The 21,483-nt window shown below is 51.6% G+C and carries 17 protein-coding genes; 2 read left to right on the top strand and 15 right to left on the bottom strand.

Annotated elements, in window-relative coordinates:
* Positions 1–44: 44 nt before the first annotated feature.
* Positions 45–2,315 (bottom strand): formate C-acetyltransferase, encoded by a 2,271-nt coding sequence (gene pflB, locus ACSFXJ_RS10465; RefSeq protein ID WP_435925082.1) that lies wholly within the window; start codon positions 2,313–2,315, stop codon positions 45–47.
* 248 nt (positions 2,316–2,563) lie between these two features.
* The gene (gene adhE, locus ACSFXJ_RS10460) at positions 2,564–5,179 is read right to left on the bottom strand and encodes a bifunctional acetaldehyde-CoA/alcohol dehydrogenase (RefSeq protein WP_435925081.1); all 2,616 of its coding nucleotides are present in this window, start codon (positions 5,177–5,179) and stop codon (positions 2,564–2,566) included.
* 333 nt (positions 5,180–5,512) lie between these two features.
* On the opposite strand from adhE, the gene ACSFXJ_RS10455 reads away from it, so the two are divergent.
* Entirely contained in the window at positions 5,513–6,229 is a 717-nt protein-coding gene (locus ACSFXJ_RS10455) for a Crp/Fnr family transcriptional regulator (protein ID WP_435925080.1), read from the top strand.
* Positions 6,230–6,293: 64 nt separating this feature from the next.
* Here ACSFXJ_RS10455 and ACSFXJ_RS10450 read toward each other — a convergent pair whose 3' ends face one another.
* The 12 genes from ACSFXJ_RS10450 to ACSFXJ_RS10395 all read right to left on the bottom strand — a co-directional run bounded on the left by ACSFXJ_RS10450 (position 6,294) and on the right by ACSFXJ_RS10395 (position 19,694).
* Positions 6,294–8,705 (bottom strand): FtsX-like permease family protein, encoded by a 2,412-nt coding sequence (locus ACSFXJ_RS10450; protein WP_435925079.1) that lies wholly within the window; start codon positions 8,703–8,705, stop codon positions 6,294–6,296.
* 3 nt (positions 8,706–8,708) lie between these two features.
* On the bottom strand, positions 8,709–9,470 hold the full coding sequence (locus tag ACSFXJ_RS10445) for an ABC transporter ATP-binding protein (RefSeq protein WP_435925734.1): 762 nt from the start codon (positions 9,468–9,470) through the stop codon (positions 8,709–8,711).
* Between the two features lie 207 nt (positions 9,471–9,677).
* Positions 9,678–10,457: a formate/nitrite transporter family protein gene (locus ACSFXJ_RS10440; protein WP_435925078.1), complete on the bottom strand. Its 780-nt coding sequence runs from the start codon at positions 10,455–10,457 to the stop codon at positions 9,678–9,680.
* Positions 10,458–10,583: 126 nt separating this feature from the next.
* Positions 10,584–10,922: a nitrite reductase small subunit NirD gene (nirD, locus tag ACSFXJ_RS10435; protein WP_435925733.1), complete on the bottom strand. Its 339-nt coding sequence runs from the start codon at positions 10,920–10,922 to the stop codon at positions 10,584–10,586.
* Positions 10,923–10,963: 41 nt separating this feature from the next.
* A complete protein-coding gene (nirB, locus tag ACSFXJ_RS10430; protein WP_435925077.1) occupies positions 10,964–13,399 on the bottom strand; it encodes a nitrite reductase large subunit NirB in 2,436 nt (811 codons plus the stop codon).
* Between the two features lie 254 nt (positions 13,400–13,653).
* Positions 13,654–14,364 (bottom strand): iron-sulfur cluster repair di-iron protein, encoded by a 711-nt coding sequence (gene ric / locus ACSFXJ_RS10425; protein WP_435925076.1) that lies wholly within the window; start codon positions 14,362–14,364, stop codon positions 13,654–13,656.
* A 175-nt stretch (positions 14,365–14,539) separates the two neighbouring features.
* A complete protein-coding gene (locus tag ACSFXJ_RS10420; protein WP_435925075.1) occupies positions 14,540–15,109 on the bottom strand; it encodes an FAD-dependent oxidoreductase in 570 nt (189 codons plus the stop codon).
* A gap of 60 nt (positions 15,110–15,169) precedes the next feature.
* A complete protein-coding gene (locus ACSFXJ_RS10415; protein WP_435925074.1) occupies positions 15,170–15,490 on the bottom strand; it encodes a winged helix-turn-helix transcriptional regulator in 321 nt (106 codons plus the stop codon).
* 206 nt (positions 15,491–15,696) lie between these two features.
* Entirely contained in the window at positions 15,697–16,665 is a 969-nt protein-coding gene (locus ACSFXJ_RS10410) for a sugar phosphate isomerase/epimerase family protein (RefSeq protein WP_435925073.1), read from the bottom strand.
* A 25-nt stretch (positions 16,666–16,690) separates the two neighbouring features.
* Positions 16,691–17,773 (bottom strand): Gfo/Idh/MocA family protein, encoded by a 1,083-nt coding sequence (locus tag ACSFXJ_RS10405; RefSeq protein ID WP_435925072.1) that lies wholly within the window; start codon positions 17,771–17,773, stop codon positions 16,691–16,693.
* Positions 17,766–18,542: a sugar phosphate isomerase/epimerase family protein gene (locus tag ACSFXJ_RS10400; protein WP_435925071.1), complete on the bottom strand. Its 777-nt coding sequence runs from the start codon at positions 18,540–18,542 to the stop codon at positions 17,766–17,768. The genes ACSFXJ_RS10405 and ACSFXJ_RS10400 overlap by 8 nt, the downstream gene beginning before the upstream one ends.
* Positions 18,543–18,587: 45 nt before the next feature.
* Positions 18,588–19,694, bottom strand: coding sequence for a Gfo/Idh/MocA family protein (locus tag ACSFXJ_RS10395; RefSeq protein ID WP_435925070.1), 1,107 nt, complete (start codon positions 19,692–19,694; stop codon positions 18,588–18,590).
* A 144-nt stretch (positions 19,695–19,838) separates the two neighbouring features.
* Between ACSFXJ_RS10395 and ACSFXJ_RS10390 the strand changes: the two genes are divergently transcribed.
* Complete coding sequence (locus ACSFXJ_RS10390) at positions 19,839–20,660, top strand: AraC family transcriptional regulator (protein WP_435925069.1); 822 nt, start codon at positions 19,839–19,841, stop codon at positions 20,658–20,660.
* A gap of 48 nt (positions 20,661–20,708) precedes the next feature.
* Here ACSFXJ_RS10390 and ACSFXJ_RS10385 read toward each other — a convergent pair whose 3' ends face one another.
* Positions 20,709–21,416, bottom strand: coding sequence for a TerC family protein (locus tag ACSFXJ_RS10385; RefSeq protein ID WP_435925068.1), 708 nt, complete (start codon positions 21,414–21,416; stop codon positions 20,709–20,711).
* Positions 21,417–21,483 lie beyond the last annotated feature (67 nt).

The following is a 21,483-nucleotide window of genomic DNA, read 5'->3' as shown; positions in this document are numbered from 1 at the left end:
TGCCGCCGATGATAGATTGAAAAATTATGGTGTCCTGCAGGTCATTACATCGAACCGTGGAAGGTCCGGTTGATGACGTCAAGCTGTTGTTCGCGGGTCAGTTTGATGAAGTTAACCGCATATCCCGATACGCGGATCGTCAATTGCGGATAATTTTCCGGATGTTCCATCGCATCCATCAGCTGTTCGCGGTCAAAGACGTTGACGTTCAGGTGATGCGCCTTGCTGCCGAAGTATCCGTCCATCATCGAAACGAGGTTGGATTTGCGGATTTCCGGTTCTTTGCCGAGCGCCTTAGGCACGATCGAGAAGGTGTTGGAAATACCGTCAAGGCTGTGCTCGTAAGGCAGTTTGGCAACGGAGCTAAGCGAAGCAAGCGCGCCTTTCTTGTCGCGGCCGTGCATCGGGTTCGCACCTGGAGCAAACGGTTCGCCCGCTTTGCGTCCGTCCGGCGTCGTTCCCGTTTTCTTGCCGTACACGACGTTCGAAGTGATCGTCAACACCGATTGCGTCGGCATCGCATTGCGGTACGTTTTGTGCTTGCGGATCATGCCCATAAAGGATTCCACAAGACCCACGGCGATTTGGTCGACTTTATCGTCGTTGTTGCCGTAGCAAGGGAACTCGCCTTCGATTTCAAAATCAACGGCAATGCCTTGCTCGTTGCGAATCGGTTTAACCTTGGCGTATTTAATGGCGCTCAGCGAGTCTGCCGCTACGGACAAGCCGGCGATACCGCAAGCCATCGTACGGAGAATGTCGCGGTCATGCAGCGCCATTTCGATCCGTTCGTAGCAGTATTTATCATGCATGTAGTGAATGACGTTCAAGGTGTTCACGTACAGTTTGGCCAGCCATTCCATCATCGGCGTGAAACGTTTCATCACTTCGTTGTAATCGAGATATTCGGAAGTGATGGCCGGATATTCGGGGCCGACTTGCGCGCCGGATTTCTCGTCTTTACCGCCGTTGATCGCATACAAGAGCGCTTTGGCCAGGTTGGCGCGGGCGCCGAAGAACTGCATTTGCTTACCGATTTCCATTGCGGATACGCAGCAGGCGATACCGTAATCGTCGCCGTAAATCGGACGCATCAGATCGTCGTTTTCGTATTGGATCGAGCTGGTTTCGATCGAAACTTTGGCACAGTACTTTTTGAACGCTTCAGGCAGTTTTTCCGACCAGAGTACGGTCAAGTTCGGTTCCGGAGCAGGTCCCAGATTATACAGCGTATGCAGGAAGCGGAAGCTGTTCTTGGTTACTCTGGTGTTGCCGTTCACGGCCATACCGCCGATCGATTCGGTTACCCAGGTAGGGTCGCCGCTGAACAAATCGTTGTAATCCGGTGTACGAAGGAATTTGACGATCCGCAGCTTCATTACGAAATGGTCCACAAGCTCCTGAGCGGATTCTTCGGTCAGTACTCCTTCGGCCAAATCGCGTTCGATGTAAGCATCAAGGAAAGAAGATACGCGTCCGAGGGACATGGCCGCTCCGTCCTGTTCCTTGATGGCTGCCAGATAGCCGAAGTACAACCATTGGAAAGCTTCCTTCGCATTTTCGGCAGGTCTCGAAATATCGAAGCCGTACATTTCGCCCAATTGCTTCAGTTCGCCCAGGGCACGGATTTGCTCGGACAATTCCTCGCGAAGACGGATCACGTCTTCGTCGATGACGTCAACTTCTAAGCTTTTCAGCTCTTTTTGTTTTTGTTTAATCAGGAAATCCACGCCGTACAGCGCTACGCGGCGGTAGTCGCCGATGATCCGTCCGCGGCCGTATGCGTCCGGAAGACCGGTAATAATGCCGGCTTTGCGGGCTGCTCTCATATCGGAGGTGTAAGCGTCGAATACCCCTTGGTTATGTGTTTTGCGAATCGTAGTGAACAGCTCGACGATTTCGCCCGGAAGATCGAATCCGTAAGCTTTGCAAGCGTTGATAACCATGTTGATCCCGCCGAACGGGTGGATCGTCCGTTGGAAAGGAGCTTCCCCTTGCACGCCGACGACTTGTTCCTTTTCTTTATCCAAATATCCGGGTGCGTGAGAAATGATGGTCGAAGGCTTATTCAGCTCGACGTCAAGCACGCCTCCGGCTTCGCGTTCTTTTTTGGTCAGATCGGAAATAATGTCCCACAGAGCTTTAGTGTTATCCGTGGCGCCTTTCAGGAATGATTCGTCACCCATATAAGGCTTGATGTTCGTTTCGATGAAATCCCGGGTATTAACCTCGGTCATCCATTTCCCTTTCTTGAAGCCTCTCCATGCCGTCTGTACTTCTTGATTTTTTTGTACTTCTCTTTCAATCACCGACATCTTAATCCCTCCATCTATATTTTAGGAACACGGTTTGAAGGACTCGTCCGCGTTCATGATCCCTAAAATTTGTGATAGTTTTCACAAATCCGTCACTGATAAGCCCTTGGATCATTGGATTTAAGCAACGGTACTTATCAATGTACCGGGGATCTTTTATACGTCTATCATATATCGATCCCCGGAAATGGATTGTGACAAATATCACATTTAAAGTGATATTTGTCACGAGTAGGTCATTTGTTCACTTATTCTTCAAATCTGCCGTAGAACGCGTCGCGGTATACATCAGCAAGCTCGGTAACCAGCGGCAGCTTCGGATTCGCAGTCGTACATTGGTCTTCGAAAGCGCGGTCCGCCAGGTAATCGACGCGCGATTCGAAATCCTTGGCATCGAAGCCCAGTTCCTGGAAGCTTTCCGGAATGCCGAGTTTTTTGTTCAGATCGCGGATGGCTTTGATCAGGCTCTTCACGCCTTCCTCCGTCGTACGTGCCGGCAATCCCAGAATGCGGGCGATTTCCGCGTAGCGTTCGTCGGCCACAAAGTTGGTATATTTCGGCCATGCCGCAAATTTCGTAGGTTTCTTCGCATTGTAACGAATGACGTGCGGCATCAGGATGGCGTTAGTACGGCCGTGAGCGGTGTGATATTGACCGCCCCATTTATGCGCCAAGCTGTGGTTAATGCCGAGGAAGGCGTTGGCGAAGGCCATACCTGCCAAGGTCGAAGCGTTATGCATTTTTTCACGGGCCAATTTGTCACCGGTCAGCGCCGATTTCTCCAGGTACTGGAATACGAGCTGAATCGCTTTGATGGCAAGGCCGTCCGTGAAATCGTTCGCCATAACCGATACATAGGCTTCGATCGCATGGGTCAAGACGTCCATGCCTGTGTCCGCCACGGCTACTTTCGGCAAACTGTATACGAACTCTGGATCGATGATCGCAACGTCCGGAGTCAATTCGTAGTCGGCCAAAGGATATTTGGTATTGCCATTAACTTTATCGGTAATGACAGCGAACGAAGTCACTTCCGAACCGGTACCCGAAGTCGTAGGAATCGCAACGAACTTCGCCTTTTGTCCAAGACGCGGATATTTGTAGATCCGTTTGCGGATATCCATGAATTTTTGCTTCAGGTTGTGGAAATCGGTGTCCGGATACTCATAGAACAGCCACATGCCTTTCGCAGCATCCATCGGCGAGCCGCCGCCGAGCGCGATGATGCAGTCCGGCTGGAATTTCGCCATCAGTTCCGTACCGCGTTCTACCGTCGTTGTCGATGGATCGGGTTCAACGTCCGAAAATACTTCGATCGCTACCGGAGTTTGGCGTTGACGGAGATAATGCTCCACTCTTTCCACATATCCGAGCTTCACCATCATCGGGTCGGTTACGATCAGGACGCGGGAAATATCCGGCATTTTGGCAAGGTATTGGGTCGAATTTTTCTCGAAGTAAATTTTGTTCGGTACTTTAAACCATTGCATATTCACGGTACGACGGTTCACCCTTTTCACGTTGATCAGATTGATGGCCGTTACGTTCGACGAAGTCGAGTTGCGTCCGTACGAGCCGCAGCCCAAAGTCAGCGATGGCAGGTTGGTATTGTAGATGTCGCCGATACCGCCTTGCGAGGAAGGTTGGTTGACGAGAATCCGGCAAGTCGGCATGCGGTCGGAAAATTTTTGGATGATTTCTTCGTTGTTGCTATGAATGACCGACGAGTGCCCCATGCCTCCGAATTGAACAACCTCCAGCGCGCGTTCGATGCCTTGTTCGGCGGTTTTCACTTTGTAGCAAGCGAGAACCGGGCTCAGCTTTTCGGCCGACAACGGGAATTTTGGACCTACGCCGTCGATTTCGGCTACGAGAATCTTGGTTCCGGCCGGTACTTCGATGCCGCACATTTCGGCGATCTTCACGGCCGGCTGGCCTACGATGTTCGGATTCACCGCGCATTTATCGGCAATGATCGCTCCGGCGGTCAGCTTGGCGGCTTCTTCTTTATTGACGAAATAGCAGCCGTTGGCGATCATTTTCTTCTTCACTTGATCAAAGATCGGTTCTTCGATGATGACCGCTTGCTCGGAAGCGCAGATCATGCCGTTATCGAACGTTTTCGAGAGGATGAGGTCATTGACCGCTTGATCCAGGTCGGCGCTTTTTTCGATGAAGCAAGGAACGTTACCCGGTCCTACGCCGAGGGCCGGTTTGCCGCAGCTGTATGCCGCTTTGACCATCGCGGAACCGCCGGTTGCCAGGATGCAAGCCACATCGGGATGGTTCATCAATGCATTGGTGCGGTCCATGGAAGGATTTTCGATCCATTGGATACAATCCGCGGGAGCGCCGTGCTTCACGGCTGCTTCAAGCAAAATTTTCGCCGCTTCCGTGCTGCATTTTTGAGCGGATGGATGGAAACCGAAGATGATCGGGTTCCGCGTCTTGATGGCGATCAAAGCTTTAAAGATCGTCGTCGAGGTCGGATTCGTAACCGGGGTAATCCCCATGATGATGCCGACCGGCTCGGCGATTTTTTGGAAGCTGTCGTACGCATTGTCTTCAATTACGCCGACCGTTTTGTTATATTTGATGCTGTTATAAATGTACTCGGTCGCGAACATGTTTTTAATGATCTTGTCTTCGTATACGCCGCGTCCGGTTTCTTCAACCGCCATCTTTGCCAGGTGCATGTGTTTGTCGAGTCCGGCCAAGGCCATGGCTTGAACGATTTTATCGATCTGTTCCTGGTCCATGCCCATGAAGGCTTCGGATGCTTTCTTCCCCTTGTCAATCAACGTTTGGATGTAATCCTGTGCAGTCGGTTCCGTTTTCGTGGTAACTTCATTCTTTACGGCCATATCTCTCATCCTCCTAAGTGGGGTATCGGATAACCTTTTCTTTAGTGAAAAATTTCACGTTCAGGTTTATCCTAATGAAGCTTTGCGCTTCTCTTTATGGATCTAGCATAGCATAGACATTTCGGTTTGTATAGTGAATTTTTTCACATTCTTTAAAAAAGTTGAAACTTTTCAGTTATTGTGATACTTTTTTCATTAGTTAAAGTGAAATTAGTCACAATGTTGAAATTTCGACACTTTTTACGGCTTCCCACCCCTCCAAATTACGGATAAAAGGGTTATAATTAATTTAAAATTTTCAGAAAAAATTGAATCACAAAGGGGACTTTTAAAATGAGTGAAACTATGAGCGCCACCCTGCCCCGCGGAAATACGAACTGCTTCACCGAACAAAACTTCAATCGTCTGCTTGTCACCATGAAAGAAAAAGCGTATCCCGAAGGCACACATCTGTTCTGGGAAGGTGACTTTTCCGATAAACTGTTCTATATCAAGCGCGGCCGCGTCAAGCTGACCAAGTCGACCGATGAAGGCAAGGAATTGATCTTGTATATGTACGGACGCGGGGATATGGTCGGCCAAGCGGACCCATTCTTCAGCAGCAAGCATAGTTTTACCGCGGAAGTGATTGAAGACAGCGAAATCGGACTCATCGAGCAAAAAGACCTGGAGATCATGATCTGCCAGCATTGTGATTTTGCCATCGATTTCATGAAATGGATGGGCATTCACCATCGGCTGACGCAGACGAAATTCCGCGACCTGATGATGTACGGCAAGCCGGGAGCTCTCTGCTCGACTCTGATCCGTTTGAGCAACACGTACGGCGAACAGCATGGGGATAATATTCTCATTAACAAAAAAATTACCCATACCGACCTTTCGAATATGATCGGCGCCACCCGCGAGAGCGTAAACCGCATGCTTAGCGACCTGCGCAAAAAGGATGCCATCGAATACGAAAACGGCATGATCGTCATTAAGGACCTTGTGATGCTCCAGGACATTTGCCATTGCGAGCTTTGCCCGAATGAAATCTGCCGAATTTAAACCTTCGCACCGAAAAAGGACGAATGCGGATACGAATCCTGCCCGTCCTTTTTCGTATGACCGGTTACTCCAGCGTTAGAAGCCTCGCAGAAATCTTTTTAATCGGTTTCGTTGAAAACCAGGACCCCAGACAAGCCGCGATCATACTCACCGGTACCATAAGCGCCACGCCTCCTCCGTTTAACCGAAGCGGAACATCGACAATCCCGTAATCGCTCAAAATCAAATTCAACAAAGGCGGAAGGCCGACCAAGCCAACCGGAACCCCTATCAAGGCGCCGATCGCCGACAACAGCATTATCCCCACTATTTCTGAACCGCGAATCTGCCTTGAGGTCATACCGATGGATTTGTAAATGCCATAAGTTCTGCTCTCTTTTTTCATATGGATTCGGCAAATGCTGTAGATGATCATAAACGTTATTCCTATGAACAGCAGAGCCATGATCGACATCGGCAATACGATGATGGCAAAGGCTTGGGAAAACACCTCGTCGACCAAAGAAGCCTGACTTGCCGCCCAAATTTCATTTCCGAACTTTTGTTGCAGCTCGCTAACGAATCGATCGACCGGTACGCCGTCCTGCAGATTGATAAATATCGTGTTCATCCCTTTTCCATAGGTGGGACCTTCTTTCCCGATGACATCGGCGGTGATGCGGCCCGTATAGGACATATTCGCGATCGCCTGATAAACTCCGGTAACGGTCAGCGAATGTCTTTTGCCCTCGATGTAAATGTCCAGCGGGTCTCCTGCGCTTATGCCGAGAGCTCTAGCTACATTCACGCCGATCGAAATTTCATGATCACCGGCGGGGTTATGGCCCTCCACATTTTCATATCCGATTTCATTGTAGTTCCCGTCGGCCACCGTGAGCAAAATTCCCATCGTTTCCTGCTTCGTTCCGGTTTCAGGTCCGGGTTTTATCGGCAGAACGGCATTTGCGTCTCCGTAGCGAGAATAATTTTTTACTCTCGGATCCGTAAGCACCTCATTTTGAAACTCTTCAAAGGTCAATGTGGCGGGATTATCGATTCTTACGGACAAATCCGCGGAATCATACCCCCATTTCGCAATGGTCTCATGGATGGAAGAAATGCTGTACACGAACAGGAAGCCAAAAACAAGTACCGCGGAAGACATTGCCGTTATCAAAACGATCAGCAGCGAACCACGCTTATTTTTCGTTACGCCTCGAATTCCGATCATCACTGTAATCGGGAGGATGCCCGACCGGAACAGCTTTCTTTTCCAGCGGCCGCTTCCGCCTGACTTACGGGAATACTCCTTCTCCGGCATGCCGTAACGGACGGCCTGTGCGGGCTCAACCCGACGAGCCTTTAAAGAGAAGAGAAGCGCGAAGAGAAAGATCAGCGCAATGACAGCTGCTCCAAGCCAAAGGGAGATCGGGGAAAAAGAGGAATTCCCTTGGGATGATCCCATACTGAGATAGGCCATGGAACCGTCCACAATCTTGCCTGAAAATAGATGACTAACCCATATGCCCGGGATGACCGCAATGACCGCCAGAAATGTATACTGCGTCACATAGGCCATAACTACCTTTGTCGGGGACAAGCCGACCGATTTGATGATCCCGATCGTCCGGTAGCTCGACAGAACCGCATCGGAAATCGTGAAACCCAAGGTGTATAGGGCTGCGCCGATCATGACAACGGCAAGAAAGAGCATGACAAAACTGATCACTTGGTTCGCGATTATATAATAAGAAGACAAACTCTCAAAATCCTTCACCGACTCCAGGTAGGGAGTTCCTAAAAACTGCTCGAATCGCTCCCAGTATTCCCTGTTTTGGCCGTAGTCGTCGAACCGCAATCCGATCATATACTTGTCTTCGCCCGGCAGCACGGACAGGTGCGTACGATAATCCTGCTGGTTCAGCCAGATTCGGCCGTTGGTGGTAAAAGGCGAGCAATAGGAAATATCCACGACGACGGCGGCCACGGTTAATTGAAAGCTACCTTCGTCCGTCTTGAATTCTACTTCATCCCCGACATGAATGTCATTGGAATACGCAAGGGAGGTGGGAATCCAGGCGGTTCCGGCCTCCGGCGAGCTTGTTTCTTCCCCCTCCGCAAACAAAAGGCGGTCTACGGGATAAGGACCGTTTGGCGCTTCCGTCATGAACAAGTCGACATTGGAGATCTCCGCTCCGCCGAAAGTCATACTCGACAAAGCCCTGTACCGCATCAACTCGGAGACGGACACCCCTTCCTGCCCGGCCCACCACTCATGCACCCGAATCGGATCGTGAATACCGCTCTCCAGCTGTACGATTTGATGGGCGCCACGTACCTGGGCATGCGTATTTTCATACTTCCGGTTCGTGTCGCTCAGCACGGATGCAGCCGTCGAAAGGAGCAGGGCTGCGAGCATGATGATGATTGCAATGAAGCTGTTTTGAACTTTTTTGTTTTTCAGGTTTGTCCAGCATAGCTTCCATACCGCATACATCGGCTAACCCCCCTTCCGGGACATGAACATATAAACTTGGTTTTCTCTGGCTTTCAACTGTTCCGGTGCATATTTACCCAGCGCCAAAACACCATCGATCGTTCCATCCTTGACCAAAATCACTCTGTCCGCCCTGCAAGCCGCCTTTATATCGTGCGTCACCATCACGATCGATTGGCCGTTCCGGTTCATTTCGGTCAATATATCCAAAATGACCATGCCTTGCTCCTGGCTTAACGCCCCCGTCGGCTCATCGGCGAAAATTACTTCAGGCGAGTTAATCAAGGCTCTGGCAATGGCGGCTCTCTGCTGTTGACCGCCGGAGACTTGGGAAGGCAAACGTCCCGCTTGATCTCCGATCCCCATTCTTTTCAACAAGGTCAAGGCTAGTTTATTTACCTCCCCTTTGCTGCGTCCTGCCACATAACCCGGAAAGGCGACGTTTTCCAGCAGGGTGAAATCCGGAATCAGATTGATCGATTGGTACACATAGCCGATTTGTTGGGAACGGAATCGGGCGATGTCCTTTTCCGAATATTCGTCGATTCGCTGCCCCTTGAAAAACACTTTTCCGGAGGTTAGCGTATCCAAGCCGCTTAGCAGATAAAGCAACGTGGATTTGCCTGAACCCGAGCTGCCCATAATCACGGTGAAATCGCCTTGATACACCTCCAAATTAATACCTTTTGCCGCCGGATACCGTTCGGCCCCCGTAATGAAGGTTTTGCATAAGTCAACCGATTCGATTAACACCGTTTTTTGCATCCTTGTTTCCGTCCCTTCCACTTGAACCATCCTCCCAACGTGTATTCTTTATTCAGTACTACACAATGTACAGTAGCAATCTATGCATATCGTAACACCAGGTATTGAATATTGCAAGGTACCTGTTATTATTAATTATTGGTGAAAATAAAAATGCCCCCGCGCATATTTGCGCAAGGGCAAGCTTCCGGCTCCCATGACAGTATGTTATTTTTTACGGACCGGAGAAATAAACCAATAAGCCATCCCTACAAAAACGGCTCCGCCAACGATATTGCCGAGAGTTACAGGAATCATGTTGTGGAACCAGCCGGCCAAGCTGACCGTATCCGGATGGTTCGGCAGCAGCACGGACAGACTGAGCAGGGTCATGTTCGCTACGCTGTGCTCATATCCGCTTGCGATGAAGGCATACAAACACCACCAGATCAGGACGAGTTTCGCGATATCCTCTTTGGCCCGGTTAGCCATCCATAGCGCCAAACAAACAAGCCAGTTACACAAAATGCCGCGGAAAAAGAGCTCCATGACCGGCGCGCCCATCTTCTTGGCGGAAGCGGCAAAGATCAAGTGTTCGGGAGCGGCTGTTTTAAAGAGCCCTGAGCCTACGATGAGCAGGCAAAGGACCACCGCCCCCGCCAAATTTCCGAAAAACACGATTCCCCAGTTTTTGAGCGTATCCTTGATCGTCGTTCGCCCCGCCAGGGTGCTCGCCGTAAAAAACATATTGTTCCCCGTAAAGAGCTCGGAACCGGCGAACACGACCAGCGTGAGGGCGAGCCCGAAGGACATGCCCATCACCATCGTTTGGAACGGCGATTTTGCCGCCGCGAGCGGTCCGCCGACGCTGAAAATCAGAATGATCCCAAGGCCGACATACGCCCCTGCCAACATAGCGGATACAAGATACCGGGATAGACTTTCATTCATTTTTTCTTTTTTCTTGACTGCCGCTTCTACGATGGCTTCCACATTTTGCGTGAACATCCGTAATCCTCCCCTAACTCTCCCAAGCGTTTTGGTCTATATCAAGAAGAAGCATTGAATCGGATGCGGCCCTTGCCTGATCTCATTCATTAGTTCCTCTTGAATGGACTTTTTTATTTAAAATTGTTATACGGCCTGGAGTTCATGGGCACCGATCCAAACCTGCCCGTCTTCCACCTTGACCGGAAACATGTGAGCCTGGCCGGTATCCGGCGCCTGTACGAGGCCGGTCGTCAAATCGATTTTCCAATCGTACAATGGGTCGTACAAATAATGTCCCGATACGATCCCTTCCGCAAGCGGTCCGCCCTTCGGGTGCGGATTTTGATTCAGCGCCGCAAATACCCGTCCGTCGGATAACCGGAAGACGGCGATTTGCCGCCCTCCGAGTTCAACCACCCTGCCGATCTGCACCAGAAATTGATCCAAAGCTCCTGCCGGGTAAAATTCCGTTCCTTTTTCCATACTCATGTCCATTACCTCTCTTCCCGCTTCATATGGTTTTATTACAGTTGATTGCTCATTTCGAGACGGCCGAACAATTTTTGGCGGTTTTCGTCATCACGCAGCATCTTCTTCCAAGGATCCTCGACTTGCTTCAGCGCAAACTCGATGCGATCCATGAGCGCTTTGCGGTTTTCCGCGTTATCGACGACAGCGGCCTTGATTTGGTCCAATCCGACCCGTTCCACCCACTCCGACGTTCTTTCCAGGTAGTTTCCGGTTTCACGGTAGTATTGCATGACCGCACCGACGATTTCGATCAGTTCATCATCGGTCTTCACTTTGCAGAGCGAATCCGCCAAGCGGGCTTTGATCCCGCCGTTGCCGCCGACAAAGATTTCCCATCCGCCGTCGTTGCCGACGATCCCGATGTCTTTCGTGCACGATTCCGCGCAATTCCGAGGGCAGCCGTTAACCGCAAGCTTGAATTTAGCCGGGAAGTCCAGCCGTTCGAATTTGCGTTCCAGCGTTGCGCCCATTCCCATCGAATCTTGGGTGCCGAAACGGCAGAACTGCGAGCCGACGCAGGTTTTAACCGTACGCAACGATTTTGCATAGGCATAACCCGATGGCATATCCAGCTCTTCCCATACTTTCGGCAAATCCTCTTTCTTCACGCCGATCAGGTCAAGCCGTTGTCCGCCGGTCACTTTGACGACCTTCACATCGTATTTCAGCGAAATGTCGGCGATCTTTTTCAGTTCTTCAGGCGTGGTCACGCCGCCGTACATCCGGGGAACGACGGTATAGGTTCCGTCCTTCTGGATGTTTGCGGCCATCCGTTCGTTGACGAAGCGCGATTCCTTCTCGTCTTCGTGCGTATCCGGGTACAGCATGCCCAAGTAGTAGTTGATGGCCGGACGGCATTTCGAGCAACCTTCCGGTTGGCTCCATCCGAGCACGTTCATGACTTCTTTCGTCGTTTGCAGCCCCTTGGCCGTGATCTCGGCGACAATTTCATCGCGGCTTAACGTCGTGCATCCGCAAATCCCTTGTTTGGCCGCCGATTTGAAACCATCCCCAAGCACATACTGGAGAATTTGCTCGACGACCGGTTTGCAGCCGCCGCACGAACGGGTTGCTCCGGTGCACGCTTTAATTTCATCGACAGTGGTCAATCCCTGGTTCGTGATCACATCCACGATGGCCCCTTTGGTAACTCCGTTACAGCCGCAGACGATTTCTTCGTCCGGCATCGTTTCGACCGAGGTTGCCTTTTTGGCTCCGCCGCCGCAGCAGCCCGTTCCCATCAGCGATGCGTACAGCTCATCCGTCATGACGGTTTTATTTTTGATCAGCTTTTGCAGCTCCGCCGAATCCGTAATGTCGCCGAACAACACGGCCCCAACCATTACGCCGTCTTTAAGCAATATTTTTTTGTAGGTACGTTTCCAGTCGTCTTTGTTCGCGATCACCGTATGCTCCGGTCCGTCGATAAATTCGCCGGTCGAGAACACGTCGACGCCCGAAATTTTCAGTTTGGTCGACATGACCGATCCTTCATACGGAGCGGTCTCGACTCCGCTAATGTGTTTGGCCAATACCATGCCTTGCTCGAACAAAGGAGCAACCAGACCGTAGCAAACGCCGCGGTGCTCGGTGCATTCGCCGACCGAATAAACGCCTTCCATCGACGTCTGCATGTAATCGTTGACGATGATGCCGCGGCCCACTTCGATTCCGCTATCTTTGGCTACCGCCACATTCGGCTTGATCCCGACGGCCATGACGACAAACTCGGCCGGAAGCTCGCTGCCGTCGGCAAACCGGAGTCCTTGCACGCGATCGTCGCCGTAGATTTCCTTCGTTTGCGCCTGCATTTTAAATTTGATGCCCTGACGTTCCAGCTCCGCCTTCAGCATCGAAGCGGCTTGATGGTCAAGCTGGCGTTCCATCAAATCTTCCATAAGATGGACAACCGTTACATCCATCCCGAGCTGAACGAGGCCTTTTGCCGCTTCCAGCCCAAGGAGTCCTCCGCCGATGACGGCAGCGGTTTTGCATGTTTTTGCCGCTTCCAGCATCCGGTTGCAGTCCGAAATATCGCGGAAACCGACGACGCCATCTTTGTCGCTGCCCGGAATCGGCAGAATGAACGAGTTCGAACCGGTTGCGATCAATACCTTGTCATAAGGTACCCGCATGCCGTTCTCCGTGACGACTTCTTTGGCCTGCTCATCGATTTTGGCCACCGTCGTACCGGTATGGAGCGTAATATCGTTATCGCGGTACCAGTTCAAATCGTTCAGGACGATATCGTCGATCGTTTTGCTGCCTTCAAGCACATACGACAGCATGATCCGGTTATAGTTCGGATGCGGTTCACTGCCAAAAACCGTAATATCAAACTTCTTCGTCAATTTCAAAATTTGTTCGACGGCGCTGATGCCCGCCATCCCGTTGCCGATCACCACTAGTTTTTCTCTATCTGTTCCCATGCTGGAAGTCCTCCTTCAATATCGGGTGTTCATTTTTTCACATAATTGGTGTCAATGTTTCATTGGATCGTCTTGTTTTATGCTCCTATTATATATTTAAAAATCGAAGTATATTGTGATCTATTTCACACTAAATGTGAATTTTATCACAATAATATTCAAAAATTTCATGTGTTTCCCTATTGAAAAACACATGACTTTCCCCTTCCCCTTATTGAAGGGGGGGACAAAAGCATCCGAATTTTCTCTTGCTCTTAAACAGCCACATACCGTGGAAACAGAATATTGTTCTCCAGATGGATGTGCGTGAACGTCATTCCTTCCAGTTCTTCCAGACGAGCATATGTCGCACGGTAGGTCGTGCATGCATGGCCCGGCGGCTGGAAGTCTCCCGTAATTTCCCGAAGACGCTTCAAAATCTTGCCCGCTCCCTCATGCTCATCCTCGAGTTCCTCAATTGCGGCACGTAATTTGACCAGTACTTCCGGCTCTTGCCCGGATTCCCAATTGATCATTTTCGGAAACACTTCGGCTTCCTCTTTCGCGGTATGCTCAAGCAGCTCATTGCTCAGCTCCGTGTACAACTGCGCCATTTCCAGCAAGTGCGGATCATGGTCCCCATGAACGCGCGCCACTTTCAATACGCTTTTGTAAAGCTCAGGAAGCTCCTCCCGCAAGAATGCGTGATGTTTGTTTACGATATGGCTAACCAGCTCTTCGGAGCCCGCCTCCTCCCACGAATCCCGCTCTCCCGCTTCGGGATGATCGGCGACCAGCTGTCTCAATCCGGACAAGAGTTCCTCGATATCGATTCCTCTTTCTTCGGCAGCCTCCAGGAGTGGACGGTTTCCGCCACAGCAAAAATCAATTTTCCGGCGGCGGAAATAATCCGCGGATTTCGGAAATTGCAGCACGATATCCCGGATCAAATCATTACCTTCAAAATGCAGGTTACGTTCGGCCATGGACCTTCTCCCTCCTGTTCTCTTTGATGGATCGTACTTTCGCTATTTTCAGCCTACCGCACATACGATTTTGAATTTGTGATTCCAATCACTTGCCTTGTGTCAAAATATGCAAAAAAACTTCCCATGAGACTTTTCTCGCTGGGAAGTTCCGAAAAATAATTCATTCAAGGTATTAAGACTTCAATACATCGTGATCCACGTAGCGTTCTCCGTTCAGCTCGCTGATCAGCTCGATCGCTACCCTCGCGCCGTCGCCGGCCGTGATAATGGTGTGAACGCTTACACCTGCGGCCGTACCTGCCGCCCAAATCCTAGGCTTACTCGTGCGCCCGTACCCGTCCGTTTCAATTACGGTTTTGATTCGCGGTTCTCTTCCTTCCTTGAGATCAAGGCCGATCGAACCCGCCAAATCCGTCAGCGCTCCGGTCGCCAGAATGACGTGGGAAGCCTCGTAGCTGCGGCCGGATTCCGTCTTAACGGTAACGGCGCTGCCGCCATTCGCATCCACGACGGTCACTTTTTCCTCAATGAACTTGGCTCCGAACTTTTGAGCCTGCTCCTTGCCGATTTTCAGCAAATCGGGTCCGGAAATATCTCCTGCTCCATAGTGGTTCTCAATCCAGGCCCGCTTCGTCATGCTTGCATTGCTGTCAAGAACAAGGGTTTCCTTCCCTGCCTTGGCCAAAAACAAAGCCGCACTCGCTCCAGCCGGTCCCGCTCCGATTACGATTACCTCAGCCACAAGTACACCCGCTTTCTATATTATTCGTGCCGCTCCGCTACGGGATAACGGCACGTGACTTCACTCGATCCATTGCTCCGCCCAATTTTGTACCTGCTCCATGACGGGGCTTAGCGCTCTCCCTTTTTCCGTCAGCTCGTACTCGATCCGGACCGGGGTTTCGGGATATACATGCCGCACGACAATGCCTTCGTTCTCCAAATCCTTCATGCGTTCGGACAGCATTTTATCGCTCATTGCCGGAATTCCGTTCGAGATATCCTTGAACCGCTTTGGACCGCTCATCAACGTGCGGATGATGAGGCCGTTCCAGCGTTTCCCCAAAATCACGAACGCGGACTCAAAGCGAGGACACATCGCAAAGTGATGATCTTCTGCCATTTGCTTTCACCTCTAATTAAAACCGATTTTACGCGGATGCATTAGCTTACAATTTGTTAGTATATTACATCATAGCACATTTTCGCGTAAATGAACACTCGGACATTTTTCCATAATTACCCTTCATTATACATGAATTCAATCGAGATGAAAAAGCGGCTGCCGGACGGCAGCCGTTAATGCAAATATATTCGCGATGCGGCAAGTTATACCCACCACATATCCGTACTCGAATCTTCGATCAAAATTTGCTGGAGATTTTTTACCGCTTTCGTGAAGCCTTCTTCGACCGACATCAGTCCGTCTTCATGCTCGATGCTCACGACATAATCATATCCGTGAAGCCGTAAAGCGCTGATGATATCGGCCCATGTTTTCATGTCATGCCCGTATCCGACCGTCCGGAATTGCCATGCGCGATCGAGCATATTCGTATACGGCTGCATGTCGGTAATACCGTACCGGTTCACGTTGACGGGATCGATCGAAGTATCTTTGGCATGGAAGTGATGAATCGCTCCTGCCCGGCCGAGAATGGAAACGGCCTGCACCGGATCGATGCCCTGCCACCACATATGGCTCGGGTCCAGGTTGGCACCGATCGCTTCGCCTGCGGCTTCGCGGAGCCGGAGAAGCGTTGCAGGGGTATGCACGGAGAAGCCGCCGTGCAGCTCCAGACCGATTTTCACATGATGATCGGCCGCGTATTTGCCCCATTCCGTCCAATAAGGAATAACTTTGTTGTTCCATTGCCAATCCAAAATTTCCTGATAATCGTTAGGCCAAGGAGCGACCGGCCAATTCGGATACTTCGCGTCTTCGTGATCGCCAGGGCATCCGGAAAACGTGTTTACGACCGGCACTTCCAGCAATTCCGCCAATTGGACGGTCTTCACGAAATTATCGTGAAATTCCTTGGCAACCGCTTTTTGCGGATGAAGCGCATTGCCGTGGCAGCTCAGAGCGCTGATCATGAGTCCACGGGATTCTACCGCCTTTTTGAATTGATCGCGAGCGGACTTATCATTAAGCAGGACATCCGGATTGCAGTGAGCGTTGCCCGGGTAGCTGCCCGTTCCGATCTCAACCGCTTTCAATCCCTGTGCCGCAATCAAATCCAATGCTTCCTCGAACGGGCGTCCGCCAAACAGAACCATAAATACGCCTAATTTCATACGTTATCGCCTCCTATAACAATGATTAATCAAAATAAACGGTTTTGCCCGTTTTGGCCGACTCGTAGATCGCCTCCAGAATTTCCGTAACGACTAGCGCCTGCTCCGGCTTAACGAGCGGTTCCTTGTCTTCCAGCACGGCTTCCACCCAGGATCTTGCTTCCCGGACGGCATCGGTCTCTTGCTCACCTTCAAAGAAAGCGACTCCGCCCGCGCCAAAATCCACTTTCGTTTCATACAGCCGGCTCATCTTTTCCCCGTTCAGACGCAGGCCGTCATTCATATCCGCTCCGCCTTCGGTACCGCACAGCAAAGTTTTGGCTTCGCCGAACTCCAGTACATTGAGCGCCCAGCTGGATTCGAGCACGATCGTCGCTCCGTTCTTCATCGTAATGAAGCCGAACGCGGAATCCTCCACCTTGAACTGCTCAGGATCCCAAGGTCCAAAAGCGTTCGCCGCATTTTCGCGATTGCCAAGCTTGTGGAAGACAGAGCCGGTGACGCTTTTCGGCTCATAATTGTCCATCAGCCATAGCGTCAAATCGAGCGCATGCGTTCCGATATCGATCAACGGGCCGCCGCCTTGCTTCTCTTCGTCCAGGAATACGCCCCATGTCGGTACGGCACGGCGTCTTAACGCAAGGGCTTTGCCGAAGTAAATGTCGCCAAGCTCGCCGTTCTCGCAAAGCTCCTTCAAATACAGGCTGTCGCTGCGGAACCGGTTTTGATAAGCGATGCTGAGCTTTTTGCCGGTGCGCTTGGCGGCATCCAGCATTTCACGCGCTTGCGCGGCCGTTTTTGCCATCGGCTTTTCGCACATGACATGTCTGCCGGATTCCAGCGAGGCAACCGTAATTTCGGCATGCGAGTCGTTCGGCGTGCAGACATGGACGACATCGACATCCGTTTCCGCAAGCAGCCGGCGGTAATCGGTAAACACCTTGGCTCCCTCGGTCCCATATTCAGCGGCAGCCTTGGCCGCTCTTTCCTCGATAATGTCGCAGAAAGCGATCATTTGAACTTCCGGCTGTTTTGCCAGGCTTGGCAGATGCTTTCCGTTTGCGATCCCTCCGCAGCCGATAATAGCGACTTTTAACGTTTTAGACATTGATTTTTCCCCCATTTTTAGCATAGTCCTTGATCCAATTCATACTCGTCGCGATGCACTCCAGCGGATCCACGTCCCCGCAATTGTCCTGCTCGGCGATCAGCCATTCCACTTCGATCGCAAGCGCCGTATCGGCGATTTCTTTGATAGGCACTTCGCCTTTGCCGAGGGCGACTGTTTCCGCCGAACCGTCCGGTCTTGTGATCATATCTTTCAAATGAAGCAGAGGCAGGCGGTTCTTGTACTCGGTAATGTACTCAAGCGGATTGTATCCCGCATAGCTGACCCAGCAGGAATCCAGTTCTACCTTAAGCACATCTGCGGGAACCCGGGAGTAGATGGCGTCCAGCACCGGCTGGCCATCCAGCGTTTCCGTCAGCTCAAATTCATGATTATGATAAAAGAGCACCATATCCTCTTCTGCGCAACGCTGACCTATCACTTTCAAATGTTCGATAACCTCTTCCCAGTTCCGGTCCGTCTCCTCCAGAAAAGGGCACACGAGATATTGGTTGCCGATTTTCTTGTTGAAGGCGATTTCCTCGTCCAGCACATCGCGGAGTCTGACATACGGCGTATGTGCCCCCAATGCTACCAGCCCCGTCTCGGTCAAAATGTCCTTGACCTGCTCCGGCGTACGGCCGTAAAATCCGGCAAACTCCACGCCTTGATATCCGAGCTCGGCCACTCTTTTGAGCGTGCCTTCGAAATCCCGTTCCATTGCGTCGCGAACGGTGTAAAGCTGTAAGCCAATCCGTGTTTGCGCCATGTCGATCACCTCATATTTTTATTTGGAATTCTCCCATTTATGTGGCTATACGTAAGTTTTCGCCGATTCCAATATTCCTTCTTCATTGAGTCTAAGCCACGAAGCGCTGGTCAACTCGATATGACGCCCTTCCCGGGATGAGCGTTCAAAGGCATGCATCGTTTCCAGCACGTGATATGCGGTCACCCCGCTTGCCCGATGTTCACGATCCGTCAAAATCGCCTGCACCATATCCTCCAATCCTCTCCCGCGTTCATTCGGTTCGGATTCGAAGACCGGAGGCAGAGTTACCCAATCTGCCGAGTCATGGCGGCGGAATTTAACTTCGCCGTTAAACATGTTCGGGTCCGGAACGGATAAAGTCCCTTCCGTTCCGTAAATTTCGATCCAGGGCAGAGCGCTTCCGCCCGGAATGTCAAAGCTCGTGACTATCGTGCCGACCGCTCCCCCGGCAAATCCAAGCGAGCCGCTGTAATGGGTCGCCGTACTTACGGGGATGCCCGTTCCGGCCCTCGGTCCCGATTTGATCAGCCTCTGCGGGGACGGACTTGACGTGATCGCCCCGATCCGGGAAATCGGGCCGAGCAAGTGAACCAGCGCCGTCAAATAGTACGGGCCCATGTCAAACATCGGTCCCCCGCCTTCCGCGTAGAAAAAATCGGGATTCGGATGCCAGCCTTCCGGCCCGGCCCCCATCATGAAAGCGGTTGCGGCAACCGGTTTGCCGATCAACCCGTCCGAGATCGCCCGGCGGCTGGTCTCGATGCCTGAGCCGAGGAATGTATCCGGCGCGCAGCCGACGCGCAAATGTTTTGCGGCTGCCAGATCGAGAGTCGCCTTCGCCTCTTCCAATGAAATGGAGAGCGGCTTCTCCACATACACGTGCTTCCCGGCCATTAGCGCCATCATGTTGATCTGCGCATGCGACGAAGGAATCGTCAGATTGAGGATCAGCCCGATTTCCGGATGGGACAGCATCTCCTCGACTGTGCATACATTCGCGATGCCGTACTGCTCCGCCCGCTCCCGCGCTTTCTCCGGCAGCAGATCCGCAAGCGCATGGACCTTTGCGGTGCGGCTTTGGGCCAGGTAGTTTAAATAAGCGGGGCTGATGTTGCCGCAGCCGATAATTCCAATGTTCATTTGTGTCATTCTCATCACTCTTCCTGAAGCGATATGTTGTAAGTCGACTCTTCTACATCGTAGTTCAATTTGCCATGTTGTAAAATGAATAATATGATTGGAACATGAACAATCTGGTCATTATTTTCGAAGAAGACAGAGGAGAGCGCCCTTATGGATCATCCAAACCTGCAAATATTGCTAGCCGGATATTCGCTTCACAGCAAGCCGTTTCATAGCTTCCAACCCGAGGGCATGGAAAATTACCTCATCCGGCTTCAGACGATCGGCAGATCCAAAACGAGGGTATCCGGCCGGATCGAGTCCCTGGAGCCGGGAGATATTCTGCTCGTTGCACCCGGAGAATCGTACGAGCTCCGCATCGATGCAGGGGAAAAAGCGCCCGGCGAGCCTGTCGTCACCAGCGGCGATTATCATCTGTTTCTGGTCGGCGAATGGGTCGAAGCCTGGTGGAATAAGCAGTCCCGCCCCTCCAAGGTAAAGGTTCCGCTGTCCGAAGGCATCATCGGCGCATTCCGGCAAATCATGCTGGAACAGCAGCGCATCGCCAATCCCGCTCCCGAGATCGCAGAGTACTATTTAAAAATTTTATGCAGCGAGATCGACCGGAATTTGCTGCAACAGCCGCTTCCCACCTATCCGACTTATCTTGCCCATCGGATCAAAGCGTATATTGAGGAAAATGCTGCCTCTCCGATCAGGCTCGAAGATGCGGCCGCCCATGCGGGAATCAGCGTATCCCGCGCCGTTCATCTGTTCAAGGAGGCGTTCGGCACAAGCATCATCCAGTACACCCTTGACGTTCGCTTGAACATGGCTCGGGAGCGGATTCTCTTCAGCCCGCTGACTTTGGAGCATGTCGCCGAAAGCTCCGGTTTTCCAAGCTATAACTATTTCCACAAAGTATTCCGCAAAAGGTTCGGCATGTCGCCGAAACAGTTCCGCCAATCGTCGCGGAACACGGAGCCCGATTAACAAAAACGCCGCGGCCCCCATATATTATGGGTACCGCGGCATTTGCCGTCAGGTCGGCAGATTGCCCTGCTTCAGCGTCTGCTCGATTCTGCGTTCTTTTTCTCTCTTCTTCTTCATTTGCGTTCCGATCAAAACGACCAGGATAATCGCGAGGACTTCAAAGCCGTACTTCAGCCAGCCGTTCGTGAACCAATCGTGAATAAGCGGTTCCTCGACCAGCATCTTCGAGGCTGTCCAAGCTAGTACCGCTGCACCGATCGTGATTACGAACGGGAAACGTTCCGTCAGTTTCAAAATCAGAGTGCTGCCCCATACCATAATCGGTACGGAAACGGCCAGTCCGATAATGACGAGCGCAAAGTCTCCATGCGCGGCTCCTGCAACGGCTAGCACATTGTCCAGCCCCATCATCGTGTCCGCTATAATAATCGTCCGGATGGCCGCCCACATTTGCGTGCCCGCGTTAATATCGTGACTCTTCTCATCAACGAGCAGCTTGTAAGCGATCCAGAGCAGCGCCAGTCCGCCGGCCAAACGCAAACCGGGCACTTTTAACAGTTCGAGGACCAGCAGCGTCATGATGACGCGCACGACGATCGCACCGACGGTCCCCCACAAAATTACTTTTTTCTGATCCGCCTTTTGCACGTTTCTCGCGGCAAGCCCGATGACGATGGCGTTGTCTCCGGCAAGCACAAGATCGATCAGTATAATGGAAAATAAGGCCATCCAAAAATCCGGGCTCAATATATCCATATTTCTCCCCCTCTCCTTCCTAATTCGGCACGCGGTAGTTTCCGGCAAAAAAAATACGCCGTGCTCA

Source organism: Paenibacillus salivarius, from assembly GCF_051307165.1.
GTDB lineage: Bacteria > Bacillota > Bacilli > Paenibacillales > Paenibacillaceae > Fontibacillus.
The sequence above is the reverse complement of the archived record's forward strand: the minus strand, read 5'-3'. Positions and strand labels throughout refer to the sequence as shown.

Excerpts from the sequence above, each read along its gene's own strand:
- pflB (WP_435925082.1), bottom strand. The coding sequence starts at position 2,315 with ATGTCGGTGATTGAAAGAGAAGTACAAAAAAATCAAGAAGTACAGACG.
- adhE (WP_435925081.1), bottom strand. The coding sequence starts at position 5,179 with ATGGCCGTAAAGAATGAAGTTACCACGAAAACGGAACCGACTGCACAG.
- ACSFXJ_RS10455 (WP_435925080.1), top strand. The coding sequence starts at position 5,513 with ATGAGTGAAACTATGAGCGCCACCCTGCCCCGCGGAAATACGAACTGC.
- ACSFXJ_RS10450 (WP_435925079.1), bottom strand. The coding sequence starts at position 8,705 with ATGTATGCGGTATGGAAGCTATGCTGGACAAACCTGAAAAACAAAAAA.
- ACSFXJ_RS10445 (WP_435925734.1), bottom strand. The coding sequence starts at position 9,470 with ATGCAAAAAACGGTGTTAATCGAATCGGTTGACTTATGCAAAACCTTC.
- ACSFXJ_RS10440 (WP_435925078.1), bottom strand. The coding sequence starts at position 10,457 with ATGTTCACGCAAAATGTGGAAGCCATCGTAGAAGCGGCAGTCAAGAAA.
- nirD (WP_435925733.1), bottom strand. The coding sequence starts at position 10,922 with ATGGAAAAAGGAACGGAATTTTACCCGGCAGGAGCTTTGGATCAATTT.
- nirB (WP_435925077.1), bottom strand. The coding sequence starts at position 13,399 with ATGGGAACAGATAGAGAAAAACTAGTGGTGATCGGCAACGGGATGGCG.
- ric (WP_435925076.1), bottom strand. The coding sequence starts at position 14,364 with ATGGCCGAACGTAACCTGCATTTTGAAGGTAATGATTTGATCCGGGAT.
- ACSFXJ_RS10415 (WP_435925074.1), bottom strand. The coding sequence starts at position 15,490 with ATGGCAGAAGATCATCACTTTGCGATGTGTCCTCGCTTTGAGTCCGCG.
- ACSFXJ_RS10410 (WP_435925073.1), bottom strand. The coding sequence starts at position 16,665 with ATGAAATTAGGCGTATTTATGGTTCTGTTTGGCGGACGCCCGTTCGAG.
- ACSFXJ_RS10405 (WP_435925072.1), bottom strand. The coding sequence starts at position 17,773 with ATGTCTAAAACGTTAAAAGTCGCTATTATCGGCTGCGGAGGGATCGCA.
- ACSFXJ_RS10400 (WP_435925071.1), bottom strand. The coding sequence starts at position 18,542 with ATGGCGCAAACACGGATTGGCTTACAGCTTTACACCGTTCGCGACGCA.
- ACSFXJ_RS10395 (WP_435925070.1), bottom strand. The coding sequence starts at position 19,694 with ATGACACAAATGAACATTGGAATTATCGGCTGCGGCAACATCAGCCCC.
- ACSFXJ_RS10390 (WP_435925069.1), top strand. The coding sequence starts at position 19,839 with ATGGATCATCCAAACCTGCAAATATTGCTAGCCGGATATTCGCTTCAC.
- ACSFXJ_RS10385 (WP_435925068.1), bottom strand. The coding sequence starts at position 21,416 with ATGGATATATTGAGCCCGGATTTTTGGATGGCCTTATTTTCCATTATA.